Origin of the sequence: uncultured Castellaniella sp. (assembly GCF_937988725.1) — a bacterium.
Lineage (GTDB): Bacteria > Pseudomonadota > Gammaproteobacteria > Burkholderiales > Burkholderiaceae_B > Castellaniella.
The window spans coordinates 94,614-115,594 of sequence record NZ_CALKHS010000001.1; the positions used below are offsets into that span (position 1 = coordinate 94,614).

At 68.1% G+C, this 20,981-nt stretch carries 18 protein-coding genes; 7 read left to right on the forward strand and 11 right to left on the reverse strand.

All coding sequences use genetic code 11. From position 1 onward, the window contains the following. Positions 1 to 3 precede the first annotated feature (3 nt). Complete coding sequence (locus Q0263_RS00425) at positions 4 to 1,182, reverse strand: isovaleryl-CoA dehydrogenase (RefSeq protein ID WP_298012218.1); 1,179 nt, start codon at positions 1,180 to 1,182, stop codon at positions 4 to 6. Between the two features lie 30 nt (positions 1,183 to 1,212). Further along, positions 1,213 to 1,647 (reverse strand): MerR family DNA-binding transcriptional regulator, encoded by a 435-nt coding sequence (locus Q0263_RS00430; RefSeq protein WP_298012219.1) that lies wholly within the window; start codon positions 1,645 to 1,647, stop codon positions 1,213 to 1,215. 103 nt (positions 1,648 to 1,750) lie between these two features. On the opposite strand from Q0263_RS00430, the gene Q0263_RS00435 reads away from it, so the two are divergent. Then, positions 1,751 to 2,827 carry an MBL fold metallo-hydrolase gene (locus tag Q0263_RS00435; protein WP_298012221.1) on the forward strand — a complete coding sequence of 359 codons (1,077 nt, stop codon included), beginning with the start codon at positions 1,751 to 1,753 and terminating at the stop codon, positions 2,825 to 2,827. 63 nt (positions 2,828 to 2,890) lie between these two features. Beyond that, positions 2,891 to 4,114 (forward strand): PLP-dependent aspartate aminotransferase family protein, encoded by a 1,224-nt coding sequence (locus Q0263_RS00440; protein ID WP_298012526.1) that lies wholly within the window; start codon positions 2,891 to 2,893, stop codon positions 4,112 to 4,114. 70 nt (positions 4,115 to 4,184) lie between these two features. Here Q0263_RS00440 and Q0263_RS00445 read toward each other — a convergent pair whose 3' ends face one another. The 4 genes from Q0263_RS00445 to Q0263_RS00460 form a co-directional block, all read right to left on the reverse strand. Next, positions 4,185 to 4,805, reverse strand: a complete 621-nt coding sequence (locus Q0263_RS00445) for a thiol:disulfide interchange protein DsbA/DsbL (protein WP_298012224.1) — start codon at positions 4,803 to 4,805, stop codon at positions 4,185 to 4,187. Between the two features lie 103 nt (positions 4,806 to 4,908). Then, positions 4,909 to 5,616 carry an SPOR domain-containing protein gene (locus Q0263_RS00450; RefSeq protein WP_298012225.1) on the reverse strand — a complete coding sequence of 236 codons (708 nt, stop codon included), beginning with the start codon at positions 5,614 to 5,616 and terminating at the stop codon, positions 4,909 to 4,911. 3 nt (positions 5,617 to 5,619) lie between these two features. Continuing rightward, entirely contained in the window at positions 5,620 to 7,302 is a 1,683-nt protein-coding gene (gene argS / locus Q0263_RS00455) for an arginine--tRNA ligase (protein WP_298012227.1), read from the reverse strand. Between the two features lie 86 nt (positions 7,303 to 7,388). Continuing rightward, positions 7,389 to 11,123, reverse strand: a complete 3,735-nt coding sequence (locus Q0263_RS00460; protein WP_298012229.1) for a DUF2235 domain-containing protein — start codon at positions 11,121 to 11,123, stop codon at positions 7,389 to 7,391. 93 nt (positions 11,124 to 11,216) lie between these two features. Between Q0263_RS00460 and Q0263_RS00465 the strand changes: the two genes are divergently transcribed. Together Q0263_RS00465 and Q0263_RS00470 are read left to right on the forward strand one after the other, a co-directional pair. Continuing rightward, positions 11,217 to 11,561 carry a DUF1840 domain-containing protein gene (locus Q0263_RS00465; RefSeq protein ID WP_298012231.1) on the forward strand — a complete coding sequence of 115 codons (345 nt, stop codon included), beginning with the start codon at positions 11,217 to 11,219 and terminating at the stop codon, positions 11,559 to 11,561. Positions 11,562 to 11,573: 12 nt separating this feature from the next. Beyond that, positions 11,574 to 11,891 carry a hypothetical protein gene (locus tag Q0263_RS00470; RefSeq protein ID WP_298012233.1) on the forward strand — a complete coding sequence of 106 codons (318 nt, stop codon included), beginning with the start codon at positions 11,574 to 11,576 and terminating at the stop codon, positions 11,889 to 11,891. Positions 11,892 to 11,981: 90 nt separating this feature from the next. Here the strand turns inward: Q0263_RS00470 and leuA are convergent, their stop codons facing one another. Continuing rightward, positions 11,982 to 13,685, reverse strand: coding sequence for a 2-isopropylmalate synthase (gene leuA / locus Q0263_RS00475; protein WP_298012235.1), 1,704 nt, complete (start codon positions 13,683 to 13,685; stop codon positions 11,982 to 11,984). 357 nt (positions 13,686 to 14,042) lie between these two features. Next, the gene (locus tag Q0263_RS00480; RefSeq protein WP_298012236.1) at positions 14,043 to 14,585 is read right to left on the reverse strand and encodes a hypothetical protein; all 543 of its coding nucleotides are present in this window, start codon (positions 14,583 to 14,585) and stop codon (positions 14,043 to 14,045) included. 19 nt (positions 14,586 to 14,604) lie between these two features. On the opposite strand from Q0263_RS00480, the gene rpoN reads away from it, so the two are divergent. The 3 genes from rpoN to bfr all read left to right on the forward strand — a co-directional run bounded on the left by rpoN (position 14,605) and on the right by bfr (position 16,977). Continuing rightward, a complete protein-coding gene (gene rpoN / locus Q0263_RS00485) occupies positions 14,605 to 15,945 on the forward strand; it encodes an RNA polymerase factor sigma-54 (RefSeq protein ID WP_298012238.1) in 1,341 nt (446 codons plus the stop codon). A gap of 50 nt (positions 15,946 to 15,995) precedes the next feature. Beyond that, positions 15,996 to 16,250, forward strand: a complete 255-nt coding sequence (locus Q0263_RS00490; protein WP_298012240.1) for a (2Fe-2S)-binding protein — start codon at positions 15,996 to 15,998, stop codon at positions 16,248 to 16,250. Positions 16,251 to 16,512: 262 nt separating this feature from the next. Continuing rightward, positions 16,513 to 16,977 (forward strand): bacterioferritin, encoded by a 465-nt coding sequence (gene bfr / locus Q0263_RS00495; RefSeq protein WP_298012242.1) that lies wholly within the window; start codon positions 16,513 to 16,515, stop codon positions 16,975 to 16,977. An 84-nt stretch (positions 16,978 to 17,061) separates the two neighbouring features. Here bfr and Q0263_RS00500 read toward each other — a convergent pair whose 3' ends face one another. From Q0263_RS00500 to Q0263_RS00510, 3 genes are all read right to left on the reverse strand, one after another. Continuing rightward, positions 17,062 to 17,691, reverse strand: a complete 630-nt coding sequence (locus Q0263_RS00500) for a hypothetical protein (protein WP_298012244.1) — start codon at positions 17,689 to 17,691, stop codon at positions 17,062 to 17,064. A gap of 106 nt (positions 17,692 to 17,797) precedes the next feature. After that, entirely contained in the window at positions 17,798 to 19,405 is a 1,608-nt protein-coding gene (locus Q0263_RS00505; protein ID WP_298012246.1) for a peptide chain release factor 3, read from the reverse strand. 75 nt (positions 19,406 to 19,480) lie between these two features. Next, positions 19,481 to 20,935, reverse strand: a complete 1,455-nt coding sequence (locus Q0263_RS00510; protein ID WP_298012248.1) for a DEAD/DEAH box helicase — start codon at positions 20,933 to 20,935, stop codon at positions 19,481 to 19,483. Positions 20,936 to 20,981 lie beyond the last annotated feature (46 nt).

The following is a 20,981-nucleotide window of genomic DNA, read 5'->3' on the forward strand; positions in this document are numbered from 1 at the left end:
ATGTCAGGCGGTTTCGTTGAACAGTTCGCGGCCGATCAGCATGCGGCGGATCTCGCTGGTGCCGGCGCCGATTTCGTACAGCTTGGCGTCGCGCCACAGGCGTCCGGTGGGGTTGTCGTTGATGTAGCCGTTGCCCCCCAGGATCTGGATGCCTTCGCCGGCCATCCAGGTGGCTTTCTCGGCGCAGTACAGGATGACGCCGGCGCAGTCCTTGCGCACCTGGCGCGCGTGCTGGGCGCCCAGCCGGTCCAGGTTCTTTCCCACCGTGTAGCAGAACGCGCGGCAGGCCTGCAGCGTGGTGTACAGGTCGGCCAGCTTCCCCTGGATCAGCTGGAATTCGCCGATGGCCTGGCCGAACTGCTGGCGCTCGTGCACGTAGGGCACGACCACGTCCATCACCGCCTGCATGATGCCCAGCGGGCCGCCGGCCAGCACCGCGCGTTCGTAGTCCAGCCCGCTCATCAGCACGCGCACCCCGCCGTTGACCTCGCCCAGCACGTTCTCCGCCGGGACTTCGCAATCCTGGAAGACCAGTTCGCCGGTGTGCGAGCCGCGCATGCCCAGCTTGTCGAGCTTCTGCGCCACGGAGAAGCCGGGGAAGGATTTTTCGACGATGAAGGCGGTGATGCCGCGCTGATGGGCCTGGGGATCGGTCTTGGCGTAGACCACCAGCGTGTCGGCGTCCGGCCCGTTGGTGATCCACATCTTCGTGCCGTTCAGCACATAGCGGTCGCCGCGCTTTTCCGCCCGCAGCCGCATGCTGACCACGTCCGATCCGGCGCCGGGTTCGCTCATGGCCAGGGCGCCGATCTGTTCCCCCGACAGCAGGCCGGGCAGGTACTTGCGTTTCTGGGCTTCGGTCCCGTTGCGATGGATCTGGTTCACGCACAGGTTCGAATGCGCCCCGTAGGACAGGGCGATCGAGGCGCTGGCCCGGGAGATTTCCTCCATCGCGATCATGTGCGCCAGGTAGCCCAGGTTGGCCCCGCCGTAGGTTTCGGACACCGTCACGCCCAGCAGGCCCAGGTCGCCGAATTTGCGCCACAGGTCCATCGGGAACTGGTCGTCGCGGTCGGCGGCGGCGGCGCGCGGGGCGATCTCGGACTGGGCGAAATCGCGCACGGCGTCGCGCAGCATGTCCAGATCGGATCCGAGTTCGAAATTCAGGCCGGGTAGATCCATGGGAAGTCTCCTTGGGGTGGCGGGCTCGCCTTATTTGTTGGCAATCGAGTGAAGGTCGGCGTCGGCCGTGGCGTGCGCCGCGTCCAGGCGGCTGCGCAGCAGGGCGGCGCAGTCGGCCTGCTGGCGGCGCAGTTCCTTCAGGGTTTCATCCAGGTCTCGCCGCTGCTGTTCCAGTTTCTTGCGGTGGGCGTCCAGCACGTCGGCGTAGTGCCGCAATTGCGCCGTGCTGCTGGCGTGGCTGCGGTCGTACAGATTGATGAGGCTGACGATCTCCGCCAACTGCAGCCCCAGGCGGCGTCCGCGCAGCGCCAGTTTCAGGCGGGTGCGGTCGCGCGGCGCGTAGACGCGGTTGCGCCCCGATCGGGCCGGGCTGACGATGCCCTGGTCCTCGTAGAAGCGGATCGTGCGCGGCGTGACGCCGAATTCTCGGGCAAGCTCGGAGATGGTCCAGGTGGCTTGGCTCATGGGTCCATGCGGTGGTCGGGACGAGGCCTCATTATGCTAGCAGTTTACGTTAACGTAAAGTAGAGACTCTGCCATAATACGGGGAACGATCAAGGAGACGCGCATGAACCCGCAGGAACAGGAACTGCAATACCCCTGGGACCAGACGCTGCCCGAGGCCGGCCATGCTCTGGCGGTGGCCGATGGCGTGCGCTGGATCCGCATGCCGCTGCCCTTCGCGCTGGACCACATCAATCTGTGGCTGCTGCGCGATCGCATCGACGGCCGCGATGGCTGGACCGTCGTGGATTGCGGCATCGACCGCGGCGAAGTCCGCGACACCTGGGAGGCCGTCTTCGCCCAGTCTCTGGACGGCCTGCCCGTGCTGCGCGTGATCGTCACCCACATGCACCCCGATCACGTCGGGCTGGCGCACTGGCTGTGCCAGCGCTGGCAGGCGCCGCTGTGGATGTCCATGACCGATTATGCGGTGGCGCGGCAGTGGGCCGGTTCTTCGGTGGTCGATTCCACCCAGGAAGGCAGCGGCCCGGGCGGTGAAGGCGCGGCGCGCCATTTCGCCCGCCACGGCCTGGTGGATCCCGAAGCCCAGGACATGATCCGCCAGCGCCATGACTATTACACCCGACTGGTGCCCGACGTGCCCCGGCGCTTCCATCGCCTGATGCATGGGCAGGACGTGCAGATCGGCGGACGCCCCTGGCGGGTGATCGTCGGCTACGGCCACGCGCCGGAACACGTGTCGCTCTGGTGCCCGACCCTGGGCGTGCTGATTTCCGGCGACATGGTGCTGCCGCGCATTTCCACCAACGTCAGCGTGTTCGACCTGGAACCCGAGGCCAATCCCCTGCCGCTCTATCTGGACTCCCTGAAGGCCTACGACGGCCTGCCGGCCGATGCCCTGGTGCTGCCTTCGCACGGACGCCCCTTCCGGGGCCTGCACCGGCGGATCGCCCAGCAGCAGGCCCACCATGCGGAACGCCTGGCGGAAGTCCTGGCCGCCTGCGTCCGTCCCCAGAGCGCCTATGACCTGCTGCCCGTGCTGTTCCATCGCAAGCTGGACCTGCACCAGCTCAGCTTCGCCATGGGCGAATCCATCGCCCACCTGCACGCCCTATACTTCCAGGGCGCCCTGACGCGCACGGCGGATGCCGACGGCATCTACCGCTTCCGGCAGGCGTGACCGGGTCCGCCCCGCTTGCGGGGCGCGCCCATGCCGACTGACGAATACAGGATCCTGATCACCATGACTCGCGACGCGACTGGCCGTGCCGACGACCGCATCGACACTTTGCTGCAGCATATCGGCCAGGCGCCGCTGGACCCCGTGACGGGTTCCGGACCGGTCGCCCTGCCGTCGATGCGCACCAGCACCGTGCGCTTCGCGTCCATGGACGTGCTGGACCGCGCCCAGGCCGCGAAACAGCGCGGCGAACGCGTCCCCACCTACGGCCGCGTCGGCCTGCAGACCCACGAGGCCCTGGAAACCCTGTTGTGCCGCCTGGAAGACGGCCAGCGGGCCTTCCTGGCGCCGTCGGGCATGGCGGCCATCAGCATGGCCCTGATGGCCTGCCTCAGCCAGGGCGACCATGCCCTGGTCGTGGATTGCGTCTACGGCCCGGTGCGCTACCTGCACAAGACCATCCTGTCGCGCATGGGCATCGCCATGGACTTCGTGCGCGCCGACCTGGACAGCCTGCAGGCCGCGCTGCGGCCCGAAACCCGGGTGCTGTATCTGGAATCCCCGGGATCCCTGCTGATGGAAATGCTGGACCTGCCCGCCCTGTCGCGCTGGGCGCACGATCTCGGCCTGACGGTCGTGGCCGACAACACCTGGGGGTCGGGCTACATCTATCGCCCGCTGGCCCTGGGCGCCGACGTCTCCGTGATCGCGGCCACCAAATACATCGGCGGCCATTCCGACCTGATGCTGGGCGCGGCCGTGGCCCGCGATCCCGCGCGGATCGCCCGGCTGCATGAAACCCACTATGCCCTGGGCAATACCGTCAGCGCCGACGACGCCTGGCTGGCCCTGCGCGGCGCCCGCACCCTGGGCCTGCGCATGCGCGGTTGCGGCGAAAACGCCCTGGCCGTCTGCCAGTGGCTGGCCGACCAGCCGCAGGTGTCCCGCATCTTCTTTCCGGCATGGCCGCAAGACCCCGGCCACGCGCTGTGGCGGCGCGACGCCACCGGTTCCAACGGCCTGCTGGCCGTGGCGGTCGATTTCACCGAACCGCAGGCGCGCCGCGTGATCGACGCTTTGCGCCTGTTCGGCATCGGTTATTCCTGGGGCGGCTACGAAAGCCTGGTGACGCAGGTGGAACCGTCGGCCCTGGCGTCCCACGGCTATTGGGCGTCGACCGCCGACGACCGCATGAAGGCCGGCACGGTCCTGCGCCTGCACATCGGGCTGGAAGACCCGGCCGACCTGATCGAAGACCTGGCGCAGGCGTTTGCTGCGGCGGGGTAATTGTTTTTGGCGGGGGGTGTTCTCTTGCACGGGCGTGGCGTGTCGGCTGCCCGCGCAAGAAAGACGCTGCTTACTTCCCAGCCAGCACCTGCTTCACCAGCTTATCGGTCTCATCGATCGCGCCCTGGTAGCTGCCCGTGTGCGACGGCGAGGTCACGTACTTGCCGCCGATCGCGAACGACGGCGTGCCGTCGATCTTGTAGGCCTTCGCCAGCTCGTCCGCCCGCGTGACCTTCGTCTGCACCCCGAACGAATTGAACGCGTCCGTGAAGGCCTTGCGGTCCACCCCCTGGGCGGCCACCCAGTCGATGATCTCGTCCGCCTTGAACAGCTGCTTGTTGTCCTCGTGGATCGCCTTGAACACCGCGTCGTGCAGATCCAGCCGGCCGACCGCTTCCAGCGCGTAGTACAGCTTCTGCAGATCCTTCATGCTGGCGTTGAACGCCACCGGCACGCCCTTGAACACCACCGTGTCCGGCAGCGTCTTGCGCCATTTCACCACCATCGGCTCGATTTTCGCGCAGTGCGGGCACGTGTAGGCGAAGAATTCCAGGACTTCGACCTTGCCCGGCGTGTCCGAAGGCTGGACCGGATCCAGCGTGTCGAACTGGGCGGCGTGCGCCGGAGACAGGGCCAGTGCGGCCAAACCCAGCAGTACGCCGGAAGCGAAGCGGGAAAACAGGGCTGTCATGATCGTGAAACTCCAAAAAATCCACAGGGACGGTGATCTGTTGGATCACTATAACCAGATCCGGTTCCCTGCTGTGTGAATATGGTCTCTGGCCGGCCGGGGTTCAGGGGCGGACGACGGAAGATTCGATTTTCTCGTCGCCCAGCTTGCTGCGCGCCTTGTTCATCTCGTCGATCCCCTTGAAGGGGCCTACCCGGACCCGGTTGATCGCCGAGCCGTTCGATTCCCCGGCCTCGATGCGCACCGGCAGCCCCAGCAGCACCACGCGGGCCAGCATCGCCTGGGCTTCCGATTTGGAGCGGAAAGCGCCGGTCTGCAGGAAGTACGTCGTTTGCGTATTGGCGGCCGGTTTGTTGGACGGCGGCGCCGGCGGCGGGAACGGCAGACTGGCGGTCGGGCCCGAGGGCTTGGCGACGGCGGCCGCATCGGGCGCCTTGGGCGCGGGTGCCGGTGATTTAGCGCCCGGCTGATCCAGGCCGGCGATGATCTGGCCGATCGCGTCGGACAGCGGGTTTTCCGGCTGACCGGGTTCGGGCGCGGCGCCCGGCGGATTGATGGAACCGCCGCCCTGCGCCGGCGTGCGGGTGCCCGCCGGGCCGTCCTTGCCGTACAGGGCGATGTTCGGATCCGGCGCGTTCTGGACGTCGGGCAGCAGCGTGGTCGGGGCGTCGCGGCTGGCCTTGTCCTTGAAGGGCATCGGCGCCTTGGTGACGAACAGCGCCACCGCCACGGCGGCGGCCACGCCCAGCACCATGCCCAGGACCAGGCCGAACCAGGCGCCGCCCGAGGCTTTTTTCTTGCGAGTGGCCATGCTTTACATCCGTTCGGGGGCGGACACCCCCAGCAAACCCAGGCCGTTGGCGATGACCTGGGCCGTGGCCCGCGCCAGGCGCAGGCGGGCGGCTCCCAATGCGGGATCATCCACCAGAATGCGTTCGGCGTTGTACCAGGCGTGGAAATCGGCGGCGCAGTCCCGCAGCCAGAATGCCAGCTGGTGAGGGGCCAGTTCGTGGGCGGCCTGCGTCAGCACGTTGGGGTATTCCGCCAGGCGCTGCAGCAGGGTGATTTCGGTGGGCGCCGTCAGCAGGGACGGATCGGCGGACTGGGCCTGCTGCGCCGTGTCGTGCTGGCGCAGCAGCGAATGGATGCGGGCGTGCGCGTACTGGATGTAGTAGACGGGGTTTTCTTCGCTGTGCGACAGGGCCAGGTCGATGTCGAAGACGAATTCCGAATCCGCCCGGCGCTGCGCCAGGAAAAAGCGCACCGCGTCGCGCCCCACCCAGTCGATCAGATCGCGCAGGGTGACGTAGCTGCCGGCGCGCTTGGAAATCTTGACTTCGGCGCCGTCGCGCATGACGCGCACCATCTTGTGCAGCACGTAGGCCGGATAATCGGCCGGAATGCCCAGGCCCAGCCCCTGCAGGCCGGCGCGCACCCGCGCGATCGTGCCGTGGTGGTCGGTGCCCTGGATGTTGATGGCGTGGTGGAAGCCGCGTTCCCACTTGGCGACGTGATAGGCGACGTCGGGCACGAAATAGGTGTAGCCGCCTTCGGACTTGCGCATCACGCGGTCCTTGTCGTCGCCCGTGCCCAGTTCGGTGGTGCGCAGCCACAGGGCGCCGTCCTGTTCGTAGGTGTGGCCGGCGTCGATCAGGGCCTGTACGGCGCGGTCCACCCGGCCGCTGGTGTACAGCGAGCTTTCCAGGTAATAGTTGTCGAAGCGCAGATCGAACGCCTGCAGATCCAGATCCTGTTCGCGGCGCAGATAGGCCACCGCGAAGCGGCGGATCGCGTCCAGGTCGTCCAGATCGCCGCTGGCCTGAATGGGGTCGCCGTCGCTGGCCTGCACGGTGGCGCGGGCCCGGTAGTCGCGGGCGATGTCCAGGATGTATTCGCCCTTGTAGCCGTCCGCGGGGAAGTCCGGGCTGTCGGGTTCGATGCCGCGGGCGCGAGCCTGCACGCTGATGGCCAGGTTGTGGATCTGGTTGCCCGCGTCGTTGTAGTAGAACTCGCGCGTGACCTGCGCGCCCTGGGTGGCGAACAGGCGGCAGATCGAATCCCCCAGGGCCGCCTGGCGGGCATGGCCCACGTGCAGCGGCCCGGTCGGGTTGGCGGACACGAATTCCACCAGAATGCGTTCGTCATGCGCGGGGCGGTGACCGTAGAGGGTTCCCTGTTCCTGGATGACGCCCAGCACGGCCTGGTGGGCGGCCGCCGACAGGCGGAAATTGATGAAGCCGGGGCCGGCGACCTCGGCCTGCGCGATGAGTTCGGCGGCGGCCGGTCGGGCCAGGACGGCGTCGACGATGGCCTGAGCCAGTTCGCGCGGATTGCGGCGGGCGCTGCGGGCGGCCTGCATGGCGATGTTGCAGGCCACGTCGCCGTGTGCGGCGACCTTGGGGCGTTCCAGGGTGATGTCCAGCGCGTGGCCGGGGATCAGGGCGTCCAGGGCGTCGCGCAGGAGGGAAATGAGCTGGGTGGTGTGCTGTGGCAGCATGACGGAATGATGAGCGGTGATGGCGGCATTCGGCATGATGAGCGTGCCCTGCCGCCAGAGATATCCCGAAATGATAGCCCGATTTATCAGCGCATGCCCGGCAGGCCCAGCTGCGACTCCAGCCAGGCCCCGTAGCCTTGCATGTCCACCTGGCCCACGACGTTGCCGGCGTTCAGTTCCCAATGGCTGATGCGCTGGATGAAGGTTTCGAAGATCCGGCGCTGGGCGGCGCCCAGCCGGGCGTCGTCCCCTTGCGGGCCCAGCGACCGGGTGCCGGTGTCCTGCAGTTCGCGGTCTCCGGCCAGCAGGCGCTGGGCGGGATTGCGTTCGTCGTGCAGCCGGGCGCGCGATACCTGTTGATCCTCGGCGGCCAGTGCCTTCAGGGGGACCAGGGCCGCCAGCGCCTGCCAGCGCATCCAGTTCAGCGCCACGTCCGACAGGTCGCCGTCCGCCCGCGGCCGGCCCTGCTCGTCCAGCAGCAGCCCGCCGCCGATGTCGGCATGGGCGCCGATGAAGGGGGCTTCCACGGTGTTGGCGGGCGCGCCCGCGCTGGCCGACACCAGGGGGAAGAGGCTGCGCAGTTCGTGCAGCGCCACCGCGTGCGCCACCCAGTTCCAGGCCCCGGCGATGGACAGATCGAAGCCCGCGTTGGCCGCCCCCAGCAGGCCGAACTGGGCCACAGTATCGAACAGGCCCAGGAAGCGCAGGTCCACGCACAGGCCGATCGCGCCGCGCAGGGGGTCGTCGTAGGAGAACCAGCCGTTGCGCGTCTGGCGGGCGATGCGGTTGGCGAAGTCGCGGGCCAGGGCCGCGCCGCGCGAATACCCCAGGATGTCGATGGGCACCGGGGCGGCGGCCCCTTGCGCCCGCTGCAGGGCGTTCATCAGCGACTGCCATTGATTGCGCAGGATCTGGCCGCTGCCGGCGGCGGTCACGGCGTCCCAGTCCGCGTACAGGTTGTTGCCGGGGCCGGCGTGGTAGTAGGCTGGCCCGTCGTCGTAGACCTGGGCCAGCTTCCAGACGTTGCTCTGATTGGCGCGGCCATAGCGGGTGCCGTCGAATGCCAGCAGGATCAGGCCCAGCGGGTCGGCATGGCGCATCGGCTGCTGGGCGGCGTAGCCCAGGGCCTGCTGGCCAGGGACCGGGCCCAGGGGATCGGGTTCCAGATAGTGGCCGCGTTCCGGGAGATAGGTGCGAAAGACGTTGTCGTGCCAGCCGGTGACGGGATCTTCATCCTGTCCGGGGCGGCGCAGCGGCAGGTCCAGGTCCCCTGCCAGCCGGGCAGTCCTGCCCAGCGTGTCGTAGCCGGCCAGCCACCGGACGGCGCGCGTCTCGTCGGTCATCATGACGGGGGCGCCCAGCAGGTCGGCGTGGATGAAGAACAGGCGCGTGTCGTCCCGTTCGTCGGTGCGCAGCAGTCCCACGGGGACGTCCTGCGCGTACAGATAGCGTTCGCTGACGCCGAAGCGCGGCGCCGCGGCCCCGTCCGGCGCGGCGGGCCGGACCCAGCGGGCCGCCAGCCGGTTGTCCAGGTAGTAGCGCTCGATGGTCCGGTGGTCCGACTGCTGGCGGATCTGCTGGCCCCGGGCATTGTAGGTATAGCGGGCCAGCGTCCGGCCGCCCTGGCGCACCTCGGCCAGGCGCTGCTGCGCCTGATAGCGCAGGGCGCGGTCGCCGACCCGCTGCGGCAGGCCTGCGGCATCGCGGCGGATCGGCGGGATCGAGGGCCGCGATGACGTCGGCTCGTGGAATGCCTGGGAGGCCGGGCGCCTCGGGCTGCGTCCGGCCAGCGTGCCATCCGGGGTCCAGGCCAGCCAGCGCCGGTGTCCGGCGTCTTCGGTGTCGCTGATACCGCTGCCGCTTGCCTGGATGCCGATTATGCGCTGCTGTTCATCATAGGCATAGCGGCGCTGCGTCAGGCGGTCCGAGGCTAGCACGGTGTGCCGCAGAACCAGGCCGTCGGGATCGTGTCGGCGGTGTTCCGCCCATAGGATGCGCGGACCGTCGGTGACCGTCAGGCGATCCGCGCGTCCTTGCTCGTCCGTGCCGCTTTGCAGCTGCAGGCCGTTGCCATAGCGGTAGCCGGCCAGACCGGCGACGGTGGCGATCACGGGATGCCGGGATCCGTCGGCCGCTTCCCAGATCAGGCTGTCCAGGCGGCCGTCTGGGGTCCAGGCGGTGTGCAGGGCGCCGCCTTCGGGCAGGCCGTGGCGCAGCAGGCGGCCCGCGCCGTCGTAGGCGAAGGTTTCCCGGTACGTCAGCGGGCCGGACGGATGCGGGCGGCGGATGGATCGGGCGCGCAGCCGGCCGTCCGGGCCGGTCTCCAGGGTCTCGGTTTCCGCCGGGTGGTCCAGGCGCCGCAGATGCCGGCCGTGCCAGTCCAGCGCGACCGCCACCCCGTTCTTGCCGTCCCCCGTGTATAGCAGGCGGCGGGGCCGGCCGGTCGCGTCCCGCTGCAGCTCCAGGCGGTCGCCGTTGGCGTGTGCCAGCGCCAGCAGCCGGCCCCGGGCGTCGTAGCGCAGCCGCGTCCGCCCCGTCAGGGTGCTGGTCCAGGCGCTGCGGCGCCCCTGGGCGTCGTAGTCCATGACCAGGCCGGGCCAGCCGCCTTGCGGCTGCTTCAGGCGGCGCAGGCGGCCGTCCGCAGCGCGCTCGATCCGCAGTCCGCCGATGGCCGTCAGACGCCCTCGGGCATCCCGTCCCACGGCGCCGGGCGCCTCCACGGGATAGCGCAGGTCCAGCCGGCCGTCGGTTTGTTCCGGCGGGCCGGGGATGGCCTGGATGACCCTTCCGTCGGCGTCGTAGGCCCAGCTGCGCATCCGCTGCGCGCGCCCGGCGCGGTCTTGCAGCGTGACGCCGGTGATGGCGGTCGGGCGGCCCGCCTGGCGGTGTGTTTCATAGTGGTAGCGGCGCTGCATGCCGTCCGGGCGCCGGACGCGGATCAGGCGCGGCGCGGCGGGGTGGCCGGGAGCGGATGCCGGGAGGTCGTATTCATAGGTGAAGGCGCCCAGCGGGGTTTCCAGGGACTGCAGCAGCGGATGGTTCCCTTGGAGGCCGTAGCGCGGCGTCAGCTGCTGCGCGCCTGTCCGGATGCGGGCGATGAGGCCCTGGAACGGGCCATCGGCATGGTAATCGATCCGGGTGGCCGGCTGCCCGGGCCTGAGAATGGCCAGCAGGCGACCCTGGGAGTCGAAATCCAGCCGCTGCCCGCTGGAATCCGTCCAGAGCCACGCCGCCCGGCGGCCGGGGGCCGGCTGGCCTTCGGTGGGCAGCCAGACGGCCGGCGCTTCGTCGGAAAGCGCAGGGCGGGGCGAGGGATCCGCGGCGGGGGCCGCCAGGATGCGTCCATTGCCGGGATGCAGGGCGCGGCCTTGGGCGTCGTAGCGCGTGACCCGGCCGTCGGCCAGCCGCAGTTGCCAGCCCTGCGGCGCGCGTGTCAGGGCGACTTCGTAATCGCTGGTCCAGCCCGCGCCCAGGGCGCCGGCCTGGCGAAAGCCGGATCGGTACAGGCGGGCGAAGCCCGGGCGGCTGCCGTCCGGCGGAGCGGGCAGGTCGATGTCCCGCAGGAATTTTTCGCCGGTGATCCGATGGATGGGGTTGCTGATGCCGGTATCCAGGTCCGCGTCGCGAGCGGGCCCCAGGGACGACCCGGCGCCGCAGGGCGGCAGCTTGCCGGGATCCGGCGGCGCCGGACAGGTCAGGGCGGGGGCGGCGTGCGCCGGGCCGGGGCCTGGCAAGGCCAGGGCCGCCAACAGATGGAATCCCAAGGCCGCCAGCGGCGGCCTGATGCGGGGAAAGCGGCGTCGGCCGGGGGTTTCGGGCATGGCTCGGCTCCTGTCAATGTCGGATATTTTCCGACTTGGCAGGGTGCTGAACTTGGGTTAGTGTACGTTTATGTCCATTGCGGAAAACCCACCATGCTCATACTGTTCCAGTCCAAATCGGCGGCCGAAGTCCTGATGTTCGCCCAGCACGCCAAACCGATTCTGCTGGCAGCGGGCAAGAAATTCGATACGCCGGATCTGCCTGAGCGGGGGGTCATCACCCGCGACCAGCTGGATGCGGCCATCGCGGGCATCGAATCGCTGGTGGCCACCGACAGCAGCCACGACGATCATTCCGGCGATCACGATGATTCCACTGAACACCCCATCGCCCAGCACGTGGGCATGCGCCGTCGGGCGTGGCCGCTGCTGGCCATGCTGCGACTGTCCCGCGAAAAGGGCGAAGACGTCACCTGGGGACCCGCCCCCATCTGGTAAGGAAGCCGCGCCATGCAGGGTCACGTGATCATTGTTTTCGATGCGCATCGTTCGCTGGAAGTCGCAGTCGATGCGCCGATCGATGCCTCGCTGGGTCATGCGGCCCGCGACTGGTTCGAACAGCGCTGGGAAGCCCTGGGATGCGAACCTTTGCGGGTCAGCGGCAAAGTACTGCTGCTGGACAAGATCCTGGGGGTGGCGGACGCCCTGGGCTACCGCGCGCTGTCGTCCCAGGCCGACCTGGCCGGGGATTTCGCCCGGCATGCCGTGCAGGCATTGGAAAAGCCCCGGGTCACGGTGGATCTTCCGGGGCTTGCCATCGTGTATTGATGGGCGCCGATCGCGGCGCTCCCGGCCGGATGGACCGGGGCGCCCGCCGGATCGGGCGGCGGGGGGATGTCCCCTGGTGTTTCGACAGGATCAGGCGGCGGCCGACACGCGGGCAGGCAGATCCTTTCCGGAGGCCGCGTAGCGATTGACCGCGCTCAGGATGGCCAGGAAGGACGACGTGACGATGTCCTCGTGGATGCCGACTCCATAGCCGTTGGCTTCGTCGCCGATGCGGATTTCCACATAGGATGCGGCCTTGGTGTCCGTGCCGGTGCCGATGGCGTGTTCCTGGTAATCCATGATGCGGGCCTCGATGCCCAGGGCGTCCACGAAGGCGGAAATCGCGCCGTCGCCCTGGCCCGACAGATGCCGGGTCTGCTTGTCCGCCTGGATCTCGACTTCGATCATGAACTGCTTCTGGCCGGTGGTCTTGGGGCTGCCGGTGATGCGATGGCGCACCAGCTTCCAGGGCGTTTCGCGGTCCAGGTATTCGCTGGAAAAGATGTCGTAGACGTCCTTGGGCGTGACTTCGCGGCCGGTTTCGTCGGTGACGCGCTGAATGGCGCGGCTGAATTCGATCTGCAGGCGGCGCGGCAGGACCAGGCCGTGTTCGTGTTCCAGCAGATAGGCCACGCCGCCCTTGCCGGACTGGCTGTTGACGCGGATGACCGCGTCGTAGCTGCGGCCCAGGTCGGCCGGGTCGATTGGCAGGTACGGGACTTCCCAGACGGCGTCGGCCTTCTGGACGGCGAAGCCCTTTTTGATGGCGTCTTGGTGCGAACCGGAGAAGGCCGTGAACACCAGGTCGCCCACGTAGGGGTGGCGCGGGTGGACGGGCAGCTGGTTGCAGTCTTCCACGCAGCGGCGCACTTCGTCGATGTCGGAAAAATCCAGGCCGGGGTGCACGCCCTGGGTGTACAGGTTCAGGGCCAGCGTGACCAGGTCGACGTTGCCGGTGCGTTCCCCGTTGCCGAACAGGCAGCCTTCGATGCGGTCGGCGCCGGCCATGACGGCGAATTCGGCGGCGGCCACGGCCGTGCCCCGGTCATTGTGCGGGTGCACGCTGAGCACGATCTTGTCGCGCTGGGCCAGATTGCGGTGCATCCATTCGATCTGGTCTGCGTACAGGTTGGGGGTGGTGGCCTCGATGGTGGCGGGCAGGTTCAGGATGATCTTGTCCTGGACGGTGGGCTGCCAGGTATCGACCACGGCATTGCAGACTTCCAGCGCGAATTCCGGTTCGGTGGTGCTGTAGACCTCCGGGGAGTATTCGTAGCGCCAGTGGGTTTCCGGATGCTTGGCGACTTCGGCCTTGACGATCCGGGTGCCTTCGACGGCCACGGCGCGGACTTCGTCGCGGCTCATGTTGAAGACGATCTTGCGGAAGGCCGGCGCGCAGGCGTTGTACATGTGCACGATGGCGTGCTTCGCCCCGGCCAGCGCCTGCACCGTGCGCGGGATCAGATCGCCGCGCGCCTGGGTCAGGCCGATGATGGTGACGTCGTCGGGGATGCGCTTTTCATCGACCAGCTTGCGCACGAAATCGTAGTCGGTCTGCGATGCCGAGGGGAAGCCGACCTCGATTTCCTTGAAGCCGATTTTCACCAGCTGATCGAAGAACCGCAGCTTGCGGTCCACGCTCATGGGTTCGATCAGGGCCTGGTTGCCGTCGCGCAGATCGGTGCTCATCCAGATCGGCGGGGTGGTGGTGCGGCGGCTGGGCCAGGTGCGTTCGGCGTAGTCGCGCGTGAACGGGGCGAACGGAATGTATTTGGAGGCGGGATTCTGGATCATGGCGATACCTGTCTGGGAATGGGGTCCGGATCACGGACGAACAACAATCGCGGGGTCGCGAAGATGTGGCTTGGGGATAGGCTGCCGAACTGCCACGCGGCGCTAGGCCCGGCAACCGATCGCTAGCAGTAGACCCAGTAGGACAGGAGAGAACCGCATCGGAGCGGATGCGGAAGCGCGCGCGACCGCGTCGGCAGGAGCCTGCCGGAGGACGTCGAAAGGTGCGCGCGAGATATTCATAAGCTTAAGTCGAACATATTTCCCGGGCTTTTGCAAGCGCCCGAGGCGCCGGGCCAGGCCATGGGGCGTGGTCCGCCGGCCGGCGCGGGCCGGTTTGCTCGCGTTCGGTCAGCGGGATCAGCCCCGCTGGCGGGCGTTTTCCAGCACGGCCAGTTGCCGGGCCGCGCGCTGCAGGCGCCCGGACCGGCCGGCCGCCAGTTCCTGGTGGGCCAGTTGCAGATCGCCCACACGCAGCGGTTCGTCGCGCGGCTGCCAGGCCCAGAGCAGCACGTCCAGCGCCGGCGCGGAGAGCTGCTCGGACAACTGCTGGAAGGAATGTTCGTCCACCAGCTTCAGGCGGGACCGGGCGAGGATCGCCCGCACTGCCTGGTAGACCAGCCAGGCCACGATGATGGTGCACAGAATGACCAGCGCTCCCCAGAAATACGGGTTGTAGCGCTGCAGCAGGGCGGTGGCTTCCGCCCCCATGATGTGGTTTCCGGCATAATCAATGCCGTTGCCAAACGCCAGCAGGCGGTTCAGCAGGTCGTACCAGACCAGCGCCACCAGCACGACCAGCGTGGCCGATACGATTTTGGCCGTGGCCGTCAGTTTCAGCAGAATCCTGCGCAACAGGGCGGAATCCTGCCGGCTGGGAGTTTGGAATGATTCCTGAGTCATGGCCTTCAATGAGTTGAGTATGCGTTCGCAACCGTCCCTGGAACTGGGTCAGCACCAGCAATTGGCGTTGACCCCGCAACTGCGCCAGGCCCTGAGGCTGCTGCAATGCTCGGCTCTGGAACTGGAGCAGGAAATCGCCCAGGCCGTGGCGGACAATCCCGTGCTGGAACTGGATGAGCCCGCGGCGGACGCGGCTTCGGCTCAGGCCGAAATGCTGGAACGCCACTGGACGCAGCCCGCCAGGCAGGCTGTCACGGATGATATCCCGGAATCACCGGCCTCGCAGAGCCTGGCCGACCATTTATTGCAACAATTGCGCACGACTCGGGCCAGCCTCCGGGACCAGGCCCTGGGCGCCGTGCTGATCGGCGAGCTGGACGAGCGCGGCTACCTGGACTTCGATCCCGCCTCGCATGCCGGCGCGCTGCCGGAGGATTGGGACGTGCAGGACGATGAGTGGCAGGCCGCGCTGTGCTTGCTGCAATCCTTCGATCCGGCCGGCGTGGGGGCCCGCGACCTGCCCGAATGCCTGCGCCTGCAACTGCGGGCGCGGTCGGCGCAATGGCCGCCGGACGTGCTGGACTGCGCGCTGCGCCTGACCGGATGCCTGGAAGACCTGGGCGCCGGACGCTGGGGGCGCCTGTGCGAAACCCTGGGCTGCGGCCGCGCGCTGCTGGATGCCGCCCATCAGGCCCTGCTGCGGCTGGATCCCCGTCCCGCCGGCGCCTGGCGGGAGGAAGCCACCTGCTATGTCGTGCCCGACGTCCTGTTCCATCGGGCCGGCGCCCGCTGGGCGGTGAGCTTGAATCCCGCCCTGGAGCCGCGCCTGCGCGTGGATGCCGGCCTGGCGGCCCGGCTGGAAGAAGGGGATGTTCCCGCCTTGCGCGAACAGGTCCGGGTCGCGCGCCAGCTGATCCAGGGCCTGGGCCAGCGTAGCCAGACCATCCTGCGGGTGGCCGAGTTCCTGGCCGTCCATCAGCGTCCCTTTCTGGAGCAGGGGGAAACCGCCTTGCGTCCTCTGGTGCTGCGCGACGTGGCCCAGGCGCTGGAGCTGCATGAGTCCACCATTTCCCGCGCCACCCGGCTGAAGTATGCCCAGACGCCCTGGGGCGTCTATGAGCTGAAGCATTTCTTCGGCACCGGCGTGCAGACGGAGTCCGGCGAGGACGCCTCCGCGCGGGCCATCCAGGCCGTCATGCGCTCGCTGCTGGACGCCGAACCCCCCGGCAAGCCGCTGTCCGATATGCAGCTGGCCCGCCTGCTGGCGGACCAGGGCCTGGTGATCGCCCGCCGCACCGTGGCCAAATATCGAGAGGCCATGGGCGTGCCGACGGCCAGCCTGAGAAAGGCGCTGGGCTGAAACGCAGAAAGTGCTTGCCATGGCGGAAAAGAAGGATGATAATGATTCGCATGTATATTTGTGTATGCAACGCGATCAGCGAACGCCAGGTCCAGGAAGCCATCGCCCAAGGGGCGGCGGATTTGAGCGACCTGCAGGCCACGCTGGGCATCGCCACCTGCTGCGGCCAGTGCGCCGACACCGCGACCGACTATCTGCCGGGGGGGCGCTATGCCACCGAACTGGCGGCGGTTCCTGCGGTGGCGCCCGATCGCGTGGTGCAGGCCCCTCTGCTGACCAGCACCGAAATCCGGCGCGTCGCCTGATTTTTGCCGCCGGGCCGCCCCAAGGCAAAAAGCGCCCCCTTGGGGGATGAGCCCGGACTTAGGGCAGTCCTGAGGACTGCCCTATGCCTGGCGAATCCGAGCGGCATGCAGGCCGCGAGGTGGACAGCAAGCCGAAGGCGCAGCGTGGGGGCTTTGGATAGCGGCCGCCCCGCGCCCCACAGGGCTCCCCCTGCGGGGCTCTGCGTGTTAGCCTAGTGGCTTGCAGCCCGCACACGCGGGTCGTCTCTCAGGAGAACAGGCCATGAAGGGCGACAAGACCGTCATCAAGTATCTGAATCAGCAGCTGAAAAACGAACTTTCAGCCATCAACCAGTATTTTCTGCATGCCCGCATGCTGCGTCACTGGGGCTACGAAAAACTGGGCCAGCACGAATACGACGAATCGATCGGTGAAATGAAGCACGCGGACATGCTCATCCAGCGCATCTTCATGCTGGACGGCCTGCCCAATCTGCAGGATCTGCACAAGCTGCTGATCGGCGAAACCGTCCCGGAAATCCTGGCCTGTGACCTGAAGCTGGAATCCGCCGCCCAGGTCACCGTGAAAGACGCCATGCAGTATTGCGAATCCGTGCAGGACTACACCTCCCGCGATCTGTTCCAGACCATCCTGAACGATACGGAAGAGCACATCGACTGGCTGGAAACCCAGCTGGGCCTGGTGGAGCAGGTCGGTTTGCAGAATTACCTGCAGTCGCAGGTCTGATCCGTCCGCTGCAGTCTGCGGCATTCATGCAAAAGGCCGCCGCCCATTGAACGGGGCGGCGGCCTTTTGCATGCTGGAGCGGCGTCAGTGCTGGGCGGGGCAGTCCTTGGCCTTGCCCCAGGCCTGGTGGGCTTCGCAGTATTTGTTGCGGGCGGCCCAGGCGCAGGAGGGCCGCGAGAAGAAGCCCATGGATTCGCAGACCTTGAGTTCGGCCTGGAAAGGCACCTGCCAGTTGTTGCCGCCGGCCGCCATGGCGTCCGATGTGTTGGGCGGCGGCGGGGGCGGCGGGACGTCGATGGGCTGCACCGGCTGGTTGGTGACCAGGGTGCCGACGTTGGCGATGCCCTGAAGGCCGCTGTCGTCCTGCTGGCTCTGGGTCGCCAGGGCGATGGCCTCGTCCATGCTGATGGTGGTCGTGGCCAGCGCGATCGGGCGATGTTCGTCCATCAGCGGCGCGGGCTGGACTTTCCAGTCGACCGGAGGCGGCAGGCTGGGCACGCCCTGGCGCCCGTCGGCCAGGGGCTGGGGCGCGGAAGCGATGAATGGCTTGCCGTTGGCGTCCAGCACCGGAGTGTTGGTCAGTTCGACCGGCGGTTCGGTGGTCTTCACCTGCGCCGGACTATGGATGATCAGCCAGTCGCCCAGCCGCAGGCCGCCCCAGGCCGAAACCCCGGCGGCAAGCAGCAAGATGGCAAAAATCAGACGCCAGGACATGGGCGGATTCCTTCGTCGGTAGTGCGGTCAACCGTGCCATTGTATCGAATGCGGCCTGTCCGCCGCATTGGATGCGTCAGCGCTTGTGACAGAATGCGAGACAGTATCAGACCCCCGCGCCGAAGACCCGCCCCGCGTGTTCGCGCATGGCGTGGAACTCGACGTCGGGGTAGCGCTCCTGGGCGACCCGCAACTGCGCGGGCGACGTCGCCAGGAAGGCCACGGCATCGACCACGTCGTGGGCGATGTTGGCGGAATTGGCGTCCATGAACTTCTTCAGCGCCTTGGGGTCCCGGCTGGTGATCCAGCGGGCCATGCTGTAGCGCGAAGGCATCAGGCGGGCATCGACGCCGTATTCGGTCTTCAGGCGGTGGGCGACGACTTCGAATTGCAACTGGCCCACGGCGCCCAGCAGCAGGGCGCCGCCGGCGGCTTCGGGGCGGAACACCTGGATGGCGCCTTCCTCCCCCAGCTGGGTCAGGCCGGTGCGCAGCTGCTTGGTGCGCAGGGGGTCCTTGACCTCGACGGCCTGGAAGAGTTCCGGCGCGAAGAAGGGCAGGCCGGTGAAGGTCAGGGATTCGCCTTCGGTGAGCACGTCGCCCAGTTGCAGGATGCCGTGATTGGGAATCCCGATGATGTCGCCGGCGAAGGCTTCTTCCACGATCTCGCGGCGCTGCGACAGGAAGGACACCACGTTGTTGGGGCGGATTTCCTTGTTGTTGCGGGCGACCTTCAGCCGCATGCCGCGCTGGAAATGGCCAGAACTGACGCGCACGAAGGCGACGCGGTCGCGGTGCGCGGGATCCATGTTGGCCTGCACCTTGAAGACCACGCCGGTGAACTTGGGCTCGTCGGGTTCGACGGGCCGTTCCAGCGCCGCGCGGGAGCCGGGGGCCGGGGCCAGTTCGACCAGGGCGTCCAGCACTTCGCGCACACCGAAATTGTTGATGGCCGAGCCGAAGAACACCGGCGTCTGGCGGCCGGCCAGGAATTCGGCGGCGTCGAATTCGGGCACGGCGCCGGAAATCAGTTCGATTTCTTCGCGCGCCTTGTCGTAGGCGTCGTCGAAGCGCTGCTTCAGGACCGGGTTGTCCAGGCCCTCGATGGTCTCATCGTCGTGCTGGTCGCGTTCGGCGCCCGGGCGGAACACGCGCATGTGGTCGTGGCGGATGTCGAAGACGCCGCCGAAGTGGCGCCCCATGCCCACGGGCCAGGAAAAGGGGATGGCGTCCATGCCCAGGTGGCCTTCGATTTCCGACAGCAGGTCCAGCGGCTCGCGCACTTCGCGGTCCAGCTTGTTGATGAAGGTGATGATGGGCGTGTTGCGGGCGCGGCAGACCTGGAGCAGGCGGATGGTCTGGGGTTCGACCCCGTTGGCCGCGTCGATCACCATCAGGGCGGCGTCCACGGCGGTCAGCACCCGGTAGGTGTCTTCGGAGAAGTCCTGGTGTCCGGGGGTGTCCAGCAGATTGATGACGCAATCGCGGTATTCCATCTGCATGACCGAGGAAGCCACCGAGATGCCGCGCTGCTTTTCGATTTCCATCCAGTCGGACGCCGCATGGCGGCTGGCCTTGCGGGCCTTGACGCTGCCGGCGATCTGGATGGCGCCTGCGAACAGCAGCAGTTTCTCCGTCAGGGTGGTCTTGCCGGCGTCGGGGTGGGAAATGATGGCGAACGTGCGGCGGCGGGCGACTTCAGCGGTCAGGCTCATGGGCAATGATCGGGTGGATTCGGCTCTTGTGGTCAGGATGGACCCGGCTGGAAGCCGGGCCGGGGCGAACGGGGATCAGTCCGCCTTGTGCAGCAGCGCGGCGGGCCGGCCGCCTTGCGGGCGGGCGTCGCGACGCGCCGTGGGGGCGGCGCTGCCGCTGCGGGCGGGGCGGTTGCCCGGTGCGCGGGCATCGCTGCGGCGGCCGTCGCCGCGGCGGTTGTCCTGGCTCTGGCGGGGTTCCGAGGATGGGCGGCGGCGCCCGTCGCGGCTGCCGGACCGGCCGGCGCCCGCGTCCTGGCGGCCGCCGCGCAGGTCGCCTTCCAGGCGGGCCAGCGCGCGCTTTTCACGGGCGTCCGGCGCGGAGTCCGCCGTCACCATGGCGCCCGGGTTCCAGCCTTCGACGGTGATCGGCGCGATGGTCTGCTTGGTCAGGCGCTCGATGGCGCGCAGCAGCTTGATTTCGGACGAATCCACCAGCGACAGGGCCGAGCCGGTGCTGCCCGCGCGGCCGGTGCGGCCGATGCGGTGGACGTAGTCCTCGGGCACGTTGGGCAGTTCGAAATTCACGACCTGGGGCAACTGGTCGATGTCCAGGCCTCGGGCGGCGATGTCGGTGGCGACCAGCACCGCGACCTTGCCGTCCTTGAAGCCCGACAGCGCCTTGGTGCGGGCGGCCTGGCTCTTGTTGCCGTGGATGGCGGCGGCGGTCAGGCCGTCCTTGACCAGCTTTTCGGCCAGGCGGTTGGCGCCGTGCTTGGTGCGGGTGAAGACCAGCACCTGATGCCAGCCGCTTTCGCGGATGATGTGGCTGAGCAGGTCGCGCTTGTGGGATTGTTCGGTCATGACCACCTGCTGGCTGACCAGTTCGGACGTGGTGTTGCGCCGCGCGACCGACACTTCGCCGGGATTGCGCAGGATGCCCTGCGCCAGGCTGCGGATTTCGTCCGAGAAGGTGGCGGAGAACAACAGGTTCTGGCGCTTGGCCGGCAGCAGCCGCAGCACGCGGCGGATGTCGTGGATGAAGCCCATGTCCAGCATGCGGTCGGCTTCGTCCAGCACCAGGATTTCCACGCCCGACAGGTCCAGCGTCTTCTGCTGAGCATGGTCCAGCAGGCGGCCCGGCGTGGCGACCAGGATGTCCAGCGGCTTCTTCAGGGCGGCGATCTGCGGGTTGATGTTGACCCCGCCGAACATCACCATGGACCGGATCTGCGTGTGCTGGCTGTACAGGCGCACCGATTCTTCCACCTGGGCGGTCAGTTCGCGAGTGGGGGTCAGCACCAGCACGCGCGGGCGGCCCGCCTGGCGGCTGGCGGCGGGGTTCTTGATCAGGTAGTGCAGGATGGGCAGCGTGAAGCCGGCCGTCTTGCCGGTGCCGGTCTGCGCCGCCGCCAGCAGGTCGCCGCCTTCCATGACGCGCGGAATGGCCTGCGCCTGGATGGGTGTGGGATGGGTGTAGCCCGCGTCATGAACGGCGCGCAGCAGGGGTTCTGCCAGGCCCAGCGAGGCAAAAGTGATTGAAGTGTCCAACAGTGTGACTCCAGCGACCGCCTATCGCTCGAGTCGAGAGATACCA

Excerpts from the sequence above, each read along its gene's own strand:
- Q0263_RS00465 (WP_298012231.1), top strand. The coding sequence starts at position 11,217 with ATGCTCATACTGTTCCAGTCCAAATCGGCGGCCGAAGTCCTGATGTTC.
- leuA (WP_298012235.1), bottom strand. The coding sequence starts at position 13,685 with ATGATCCAGAATCCCGCCTCCAAATACATTCCGTTCGCCCCGTTCACG.
- Q0263_RS00505 (WP_298012246.1), bottom strand. The coding sequence starts at position 19,405 with ATGAGCCTGACCGCTGAAGTCGCCCGCCGCCGCACGTTCGCCATCATT.
- bfr (WP_298012242.1), top strand. The coding sequence starts at position 16,513 with ATGAAGGGCGACAAGACCGTCATCAAGTATCTGAATCAGCAGCTGAAA.
- Q0263_RS00500 (WP_298012244.1), bottom strand. The coding sequence starts at position 17,691 with ATGTCCTGGCGTCTGATTTTTGCCATCTTGCTGCTTGCCGCCGGGGTT.
- Q0263_RS00470 (WP_298012233.1), top strand. The coding sequence starts at position 11,574 with ATGCAGGGTCACGTGATCATTGTTTTCGATGCGCATCGTTCGCTGGAA.
- Q0263_RS00425 (WP_298012218.1), bottom strand. The coding sequence starts at position 1,182 with ATGGATCTACCCGGCCTGAATTTCGAACTCGGATCCGATCTGGACATG.
- Q0263_RS00460 (WP_298012229.1), bottom strand. The coding sequence starts at position 11,123 with ATGCCCGAAACCCCCGGCCGACGCCGCTTTCCCCGCATCAGGCCGCCG.
- argS (WP_298012227.1), bottom strand. The coding sequence starts at position 7,302 with ATGCTGCCACAGCACACCACCCAGCTCATTTCCCTCCTGCGCGACGCC.
- rpoN (WP_298012238.1), top strand. The coding sequence starts at position 14,605 with ATGCGTTCGCAACCGTCCCTGGAACTGGGTCAGCACCAGCAATTGGCG.
- Q0263_RS00445 (WP_298012224.1), bottom strand. The coding sequence starts at position 4,805 with ATGACAGCCCTGTTTTCCCGCTTCGCTTCCGGCGTACTGCTGGGTTTG.
- Q0263_RS00450 (WP_298012225.1), bottom strand. The coding sequence starts at position 5,616 with ATGGCCACTCGCAAGAAAAAAGCCTCGGGCGGCGCCTGGTTCGGCCTG.
- Q0263_RS00440 (WP_298012526.1), top strand. The coding sequence starts at position 2,891 with ATGACTCGCGACGCGACTGGCCGTGCCGACGACCGCATCGACACTTTG.
- Q0263_RS00480 (WP_298012236.1), bottom strand. The coding sequence starts at position 14,585 with ATGACTCAGGAATCATTCCAAACTCCCAGCCGGCAGGATTCCGCCCTG.
- Q0263_RS00435 (WP_298012221.1), top strand. The coding sequence starts at position 1,751 with ATGAACCCGCAGGAACAGGAACTGCAATACCCCTGGGACCAGACGCTG.
- Q0263_RS00490 (WP_298012240.1), top strand. The coding sequence starts at position 15,996 with ATGTATATTTGTGTATGCAACGCGATCAGCGAACGCCAGGTCCAGGAA.
- Q0263_RS00430 (WP_298012219.1), bottom strand. The coding sequence starts at position 1,647 with ATGAGCCAAGCCACCTGGACCATCTCCGAGCTTGCCCGAGAATTCGGC.